Origin of the sequence: Ochrobactrum sp. 19YEA23, from assembly GCF_029909865.1 — a bacterium.
Lineage (GTDB): Bacteria > Pseudomonadota > Alphaproteobacteria > Rhizobiales > Rhizobiaceae > Brucella > Brucella gambitense.
The window spans coordinates 48,181-54,462 of the sequence record NZ_JASAMQ010000018.1 but is presented as its reverse complement, the minus strand read 5'-3'; the positions used below and the strand labels follow the sequence as shown (position 1 = coordinate 54,462).

Here is a 6,282-nt window from a genome sequence, read left to right as displayed (position 1 = left end):
ATCGGCACGCTGATCGGCCCCATCGTCGGTGCCGCCTTCGTCGTCGCCCTCCAGAACTATCTCGCAACATCCGACTTCCCAGTCACAATCGTCACTGGCCTCATCTTCATGGCATGCGTCATCCTCTTCCGTAAAGGTATCGTCGGAGAGTTCTATGCCTCACGTCTAGGAAAGAAACTGTTCGGGTAACCACCCATCAATGAGCCGCTGCATCTGCTGATCGCGGCTCCGCATTTTACTGGATATGCAATCATGACCGACACCTACGATTACATCATCGTTGGCGCGGGCACGGCAGGCTGCGCGCTCGCGAACCGACTGTCCGAGAACCCCGACCGTTCCGTCCTGCTGCTCGAAGCGGGCGGCAAGGACAATTATGCGTGGATCCACATCCCGGTCGGCTATCTCTATTGTATCGGCAATCCGCGCACCGACTGGTGCTTCACCACGGAGGCGGAACCCGGCCTGAACGGTCGTGCGCTCGGCTATCCGCGCGGCAAGGTGCTCGGCGGCTGCTCGTCGATCAACGGCATGATCTATATGCGTGGTCAGGCCCGCGACTATGATCTCTGGCGGCAGGCCGGTTGCGAAGGCTGGGGCTGGGACGATGTGCTGCCGCTATTCAAGAAATCGGAAGATTATTATGCGGGCGCGAGCGCCTTGCACGGCACCGGCGGCGAATGGCGTGTCGAAAACGCCCGCCTGCATTGGGATATTCTCGATGCTTTCCGCGATGCCGCCGTTGCCGCTGGCATCCCCGCCACCGACGACTTCAATCGCGGTGACAATGAAGGCGTGTCCTATTTCAAGGTCAATCAGAAGCGCGGCATTCGCTGGAATACCGCCAAGGCCTTTTTGCGCCCGGCGCTGGAACGCAAAAACCTGCGCGTTGAAACCGGCGCACATGTACGCCGCATCGAGATTGCAGAACTCCGCGCCAACGGCGTGACCTTCGACCAGAACGGCGCGGCCCGCACTGTTAGGGCAAGGCGCGAGGTCATTCTCGCTGCCGGTTCCGTCGGCTCGCCGCATGTGCTGGAACTGTCGGGCATCGGGCGCGGTGACGTGCTGCAGCAGGCAGGCATTCCGGTCACGCTGGAACGCAGCCAGGTTGGCGAGAACCTTCAGGATCATTTGCAACTGCGCTGCGCCTATAAGGTCACCGGAATTCCGACCCTCAATGAGAAGGCCAACAAGCTTTTCGGCAAGGCGATGATCGGGCTGGAATATCTGCTGCGCCAGTCCGGCCCCATGTCGATGGCCCCAAGCCAGCTTGGCGTCTTCACCCGTTCAGACCCGTCTTACGAAACCGCCAATCTGCAATATCATGTGCAGCCGCTGAGCCTCGAAAAATTCGGCGAAAACGTTCACCCCTTCCCCGCTTTCACGGCCAGCGTATGCAATCTGCGCCCGGACAGTCGCGGCTCGATCCACGCCAAATCGCCGGATCACCGTGCCCAACCGGCCATCCGGCCGAACTATCTGGCGGAAGAAAGCGATCGCCGCGTCGCCGCCGATGCAATCCGCCTCACCCGTCATATCGTTGCGCAGGCGCCTTTGCAGCAATACCGCCCGGAGGAATTCAAACCCGGTCCGAGTTATGAAACGCAGGAACAGCTGGAAAAAGCCGCAGGCGATATCGGCACGACCATTTTCCATCCGGTCGGCACCTGCCGCATGGGACAGGACGCGGAAGCGATTGTCGATCCACGCCTGCGGGTCAACGGCATTGCAGGATTGCGTATCGCCGATGCTTCCATCATGCCGACCATCACCTCCGGCAACACCAATTCGCCGACGCTGATGATCGCCGAGAAGGCCGCACAGATGATTATCGCCGACAATAGATAGAACCAGATTCCTGAGAGAACCGTGAGCGGAAATGGCAATCCGCTCACGCGTCTGTGAACGCAATTTCAGATTTGCTGCGGCTCGATTTTCAGAAAAAATTTTCCTTGTTTAATTCCATGCAAACGGGAATTATCGGCATCAGGGAGGGCTGGGGAGAATGATCATCTAATGATCGCAATCCGGGACCGGCTTTCCAAAATGTTCAGCTAAGGAAAACAAAAATGTCGTCAGCCCTTTCCCGTTACGCTTTGAGCCGTCGCGCCGGTCTGAAAGCCCTTCTCTTCACCGCTGCAGCGCTGACCGTTGGCTTTGCCTCGGCTCCGAGCCATGCAGAAGACAAGACCATCAAGGTCGGCATCATGGGCGGCGAAGACGAAGACGTCTGGAAAGTTGTCGCCGAAGAAGGCAAAAAGCACGGCCTCAACATCGAGCGCGTGACCTTCAACGACTATAACCAGCCGAATGAAGCGCTGGAGCGCAAGGAAATCGACGCCAACGCTTTCCAGCACAAGCCTTATCTCGATGAGCAGATCAAGCAGCACGGCTACAAGATCAGCGTTGCCGGTTACACGGCTGTCTGGCCGATTGGCATCTATTCGCGCAAGCTCAAGAGCCTCGACGAAGTCAAGGAAGGCGGCGTCATCGGCGTGCCGAACGATCCGTCGAACGAAGGCCGCGCGCTTCGCGTTCTCGAAGAAAAGGGCCTGATCAAGCTGAAGCCGGATGCAGGCATTCTCGCAACGCCGATCGACATCGTCGAAAACCCGAAGAAGCTTGAAATCAAGGAACTCGACGCCGGTGTCGTTGGTCGTTCCATCGACGATCTCGATGCAGCCATCGTCAACAATGACTGGGCTGCCAAGGCAGGTCTGAAGAAGGAAGAAGCCATCGGTTGGGAATCGAAGGAAAACAATCCTTACAACAACTTCATCGCGGTCCGCACCGAAGATGAAAATGCTGAATGGGTGAAGAATCTGGTCGCGTCGTTCCAGAACGACGCCGTGAAGGCCGAACTTGACCGTGCCTATAAGGGCACCGGAATTCCGGCCTGGAAATAGGTTTTTCATCCGCAAAACACCGCGCCGGAAAGTGTTTCCGGCGCGGCTTTTATTGACGTATGAAAAAAAATTGCCCAAAAGCATCGGCGTTGAGCATTAGCTCCATGGCTTAGCCAGGCCTCATCATTCCTTGAAGCCTTATCCGATTGCAGTTTGCCGCTGTGCGCAGCGGCGCTTCAAACTATAGAAGAAACGAACGTGACCCCCGTGACCCCCACGCTCATTGAACCGCCATCCACCGCAACAGCGCCCATCGTCGAGATGAAAGACGTGCGCCGAATGTTTGGTAACACGGCAGCCATCAATGGCGTGTCGCTCTCCGTTTCGCGCGGCGAAATTCTTGGCATTATTGGTCGAAGCGGCGCGGGCAAGTCCACGCTGATCCGCTGCGTCAACGGCCTCGAAAAGCCCGACTCAGGCTCGATCCAAATCGAAGGTCGCGAAATCAGCGGCCTCGGCGAAACCGAATTACGCCCTTTGCGCCGCCGCATCGGCATGGTGTTCCAGCATTTCAATCTGCTCTCGGCCAAGACCGTTACGGATAACATCGCCCTGCCGCTCAAGATCGCAGGCAAATCCAGGACCGAGCGTGCGCGCCGTGTCGCCGAGTTGCTCGAACTGGTCGGCCTGTCCGACAAGGCAAACCATTATCCGGCCCAGCTTTCCGGCGGCCAGAAGCAGCGCGTCGGCATCGCACGCGCACTTGCCGCCGAGCCTGCCCTTCTGCTGTCCGACGAAGCGACGTCGGCGCTCGACCCGGAAACCACCCAGTCCATTCTGGCGCTGTTGAAAGACATCAACACCAAGCTTGGCCTGACCATCCTGCTCATCACCCATGAGATGGATGTCATTCGCCGCATCGCAGACCGCGTTATCGTGCTCGATCATGGTGCGATTGCCGAAGAAGGCCCGGTCTGGAAGGTCTTCGCCAACCCGCAATCGCCGGTCACGCAGAGCATGTTGCAGGTGCTGACACCGGAACTGCCCGCCTCGTGGCGTGCGCGCCTGACGGATAAGGCAGGTGATCGCGCCATCCTCCGCGTCAAGCTTTCAGGTGAAGCCGCACGCGGCGCTTTCTTCAACGATGTGGCAACGGCCACCGGCCTTGTGCCGCAGCTGATCCATGGCGGTATGGACACGATCCAGGGCGAGCCGGTCGGCACGCTCTTCATCAGCCTGCCCGCTCAGGACAAAGCGAAATTCGAAGCCGCCATCTTCTATCTCAACACCCATGCAGACGCCACGGAGGTACTCGGCTATGTCTCAGGCGATGCTTGATCTTCTCTGGCGCTCCTTCTGGGAGACCATCATCATGACCGGCTTTTCGAGCCTGATTTCGCTCGTGGTCGGTCTGCCGCTCGCCCTCATCATGATCCTGACCGAACGCGGCGGCCTTGCGCAGAACCTGACGGTCAACACCCTTTTGGGCGCGATCATCAATGGCTTCCGTTCAGTGCCGTTCATCATTCTTCTGGTGGCGCTGATCCCCGTAACCCGCTTCATTGTCGGCACGTCGATCGGCACATGGGCCTCCATCGTCCCGCTGTCGATTGCGGCTATCCCCTATTATGCGCGCATCGCGGAAGTATCGCTGCGTGAGGTGGATCACGGTCTGGTCGAAGCGGCGCGCTCGATGGGCGCAAGCCGCTGGACAATCGTGCGTGAAGTGCTGGTGCCGGAAGCCCTGCCCGGCATCATTGCCGGTTTCACCGTGACGATCATCACGCTGGTGGGTGCTTCGGCCATGGCTGGCGCCATCGGCGCAGGCGGTCTGGGCGATCTCGCCATCCGCTACGGTTATCAGCGTTTCGAAACGCAGATCATGATCGCCGTTGTGATCATTCTGATCATCATGGTCTGCGGCATCCAGTGGATCGGCGACCGTCTGGTCAGCCGCCTCGACAAGCGCAACCTGCGCGCCTGATCAGGCTCGCTTACCGCTTCCTCTCACGGAAACCCGCTTCCAGCGTGTTTCCGTCGGGATCGAAGACCAGCGCCGCGTAATAGCCCATCTCTTCCGGGCCCTGATAAGCGGGTTGGCCGCTATTGCTGCCACCGGCGTTGAGCGCTACCCGGTGAAAGGCGTCCACCGCATCGCGGCTCCCGGCAGTGAACATAAGGTGCAGATGCTCGCCCGGCTTCGCCTCGGCTGCGTCCATGGCCGCCCCGTCTTCAGGTCCTCCAGAGCCATGAATCCAGAGGAAAGGCACAGGCGCCCTCTCCCCGCCGCTGACGAAGAAGCCACTGCCCGAACGTGCAATAACTTCCAGTCCAAGCTCAGGCATACAGCTTTCATAGAATGAAAGGCTGCGGCGAATATCTTTGGCTTTGAAGCCAATATGATCGAAGAGCGACATAGATACCAATATATCGCAGGCTAGAATAAAGAAAAGCGGCACGCCCGATTTTGGAGCGCGCCGCTTTTCATGTGGAAATGTTTTCGCAAATTATCCGCGTGTGCGTGAAAGACCGTCCTTGGCAGGCTGGTATCGCGGATCAAGCTGCACAGCCTTCGAATAAGAGCTGGCGGCTTTCGCCTTCTCACCGCGATGCTCGTAAACCAGCGCCTGATTGGCCCAGCTTTCCGCAACGCCCTGATCCAGCGTGATGGCCGTGTTGAAATCGTCGAAAGCGTTGTCGTAGTCGTTCAGCGCCACATAGGAAAGGCCGCGGCCGTTATAAGGCTCCGGCGCTGTGGAGTTGAGCGAAATCGCCTTGGAGAAATCCTCGATGGCCTGCTTGTGCTGGCCCTTGGCCTGATAGATCAGGCCGCGATTGTGATAGGCGCGACCATCAGTCGTCTGCAAGGCGATAGCCTGATTGAAATCGTTCAGAGCCTGATCGAGACGGCCCGCCTGGCGGTAGACATTCCCGCGACCGATATAGGCGGCGTCATACTGTCCATTGAGCTGGATGGCCTTGCTGTAGTCCTGCGCAGCCTTGTTGGTATCGCCCATATAGCGATAGACCAGCGCGCGGTTGGAATAGGCCTGATAGAAATTCGGATTGAGCGCAATCGCCTGATCGAAATCGCGGATCGCTTCCTTGTAACGCCCGGCCTTGCCATAGGCAGAGCCGCGAACATTATAGCCTTCCGGATCACGCGGATTGGACTGGATCACGCTGGTGAGCGAACTGATATTCTCGCTCGAACCCTGCGCCCGATCAACAGTACTCAGCGCCGTCGTGGTCGAGCTTTGGCAACCGGCCACGGTCAGAGCCAAAAGCGTGGCGGCAATCAAAAAACCGTGACGACCGATTCCAGCCCGGTTTCCACCGAATGTCTCAACTCCCGAAATCCTGGTTTCGGACGATTGCATCACCTTGAAGCGTGTTGGCAACGACAGTGTTCCTTTTAGTTCCATCGAAACCG

General features: G+C 58.4%; 6 protein-coding genes and 1 pseudogene. 5 read left to right on the top strand and 2 right to left on the bottom strand.

Annotated features, from left to right (window positions below; genetic code table 11):
* From QBD01_RS25235 to QBD01_RS25215, 5 genes and pseudogenes are all read left to right on the top strand, one after another.
* Window positions 1–189 (top strand): annotated as a pseudogene (locus QBD01_RS25235) (branched-chain amino acid ABC transporter permease); the annotation flags it as partial.
* A 63-nt stretch (window positions 190–252) separates the two neighbouring features.
* A complete protein-coding gene (locus QBD01_RS25230) occupies window positions 253–1,851 on the top strand; it encodes a GMC family oxidoreductase N-terminal domain-containing protein (protein WP_280995021.1) in 1,599 nt (532 codons plus the stop codon).
* A 221-nt stretch (window positions 1,852–2,072) separates the two neighbouring features.
* Window positions 2,073–2,909, top strand: coding sequence for a MetQ/NlpA family ABC transporter substrate-binding protein (locus tag QBD01_RS25225; RefSeq protein ID WP_280995020.1), 837 nt, complete (start codon window positions 2,073–2,075; stop codon window positions 2,907–2,909).
* A gap of 261 nt (window positions 2,910–3,170) precedes the next feature.
* Window positions 3,171–4,187, top strand: coding sequence for a methionine ABC transporter ATP-binding protein (locus QBD01_RS25220; RefSeq protein WP_280995023.1), 1,017 nt, complete (start codon window positions 3,171–3,173; stop codon window positions 4,185–4,187).
* Entirely contained in the window at window positions 4,168–4,833 is a 666-nt protein-coding gene (locus QBD01_RS25215; protein ID WP_151591167.1) for a methionine ABC transporter permease, read from the top strand. Before QBD01_RS25220 ends, QBD01_RS25215 begins: the two co-directional genes overlap by 20 nt.
* Before the next feature lie 10 nt (window positions 4,834–4,843).
* Here QBD01_RS25215 and QBD01_RS25210 read toward each other — a convergent pair whose 3' ends face one another.
* Window positions 4,844–5,266, bottom strand: coding sequence for a VOC family protein (locus QBD01_RS25210; protein ID WP_280995019.1), 423 nt, complete (start codon window positions 5,264–5,266; stop codon window positions 4,844–4,846).
* A gap of 90 nt (window positions 5,267–5,356) precedes the next feature.
* On the bottom strand, window positions 5,357–6,274 hold the full coding sequence (locus QBD01_RS25205) for a tetratricopeptide repeat protein (protein WP_182522273.1): 918 nt from the start codon (window positions 6,272–6,274) through the stop codon (window positions 5,357–5,359).
* Window positions 6,275–6,282 lie beyond the last annotated feature (8 nt).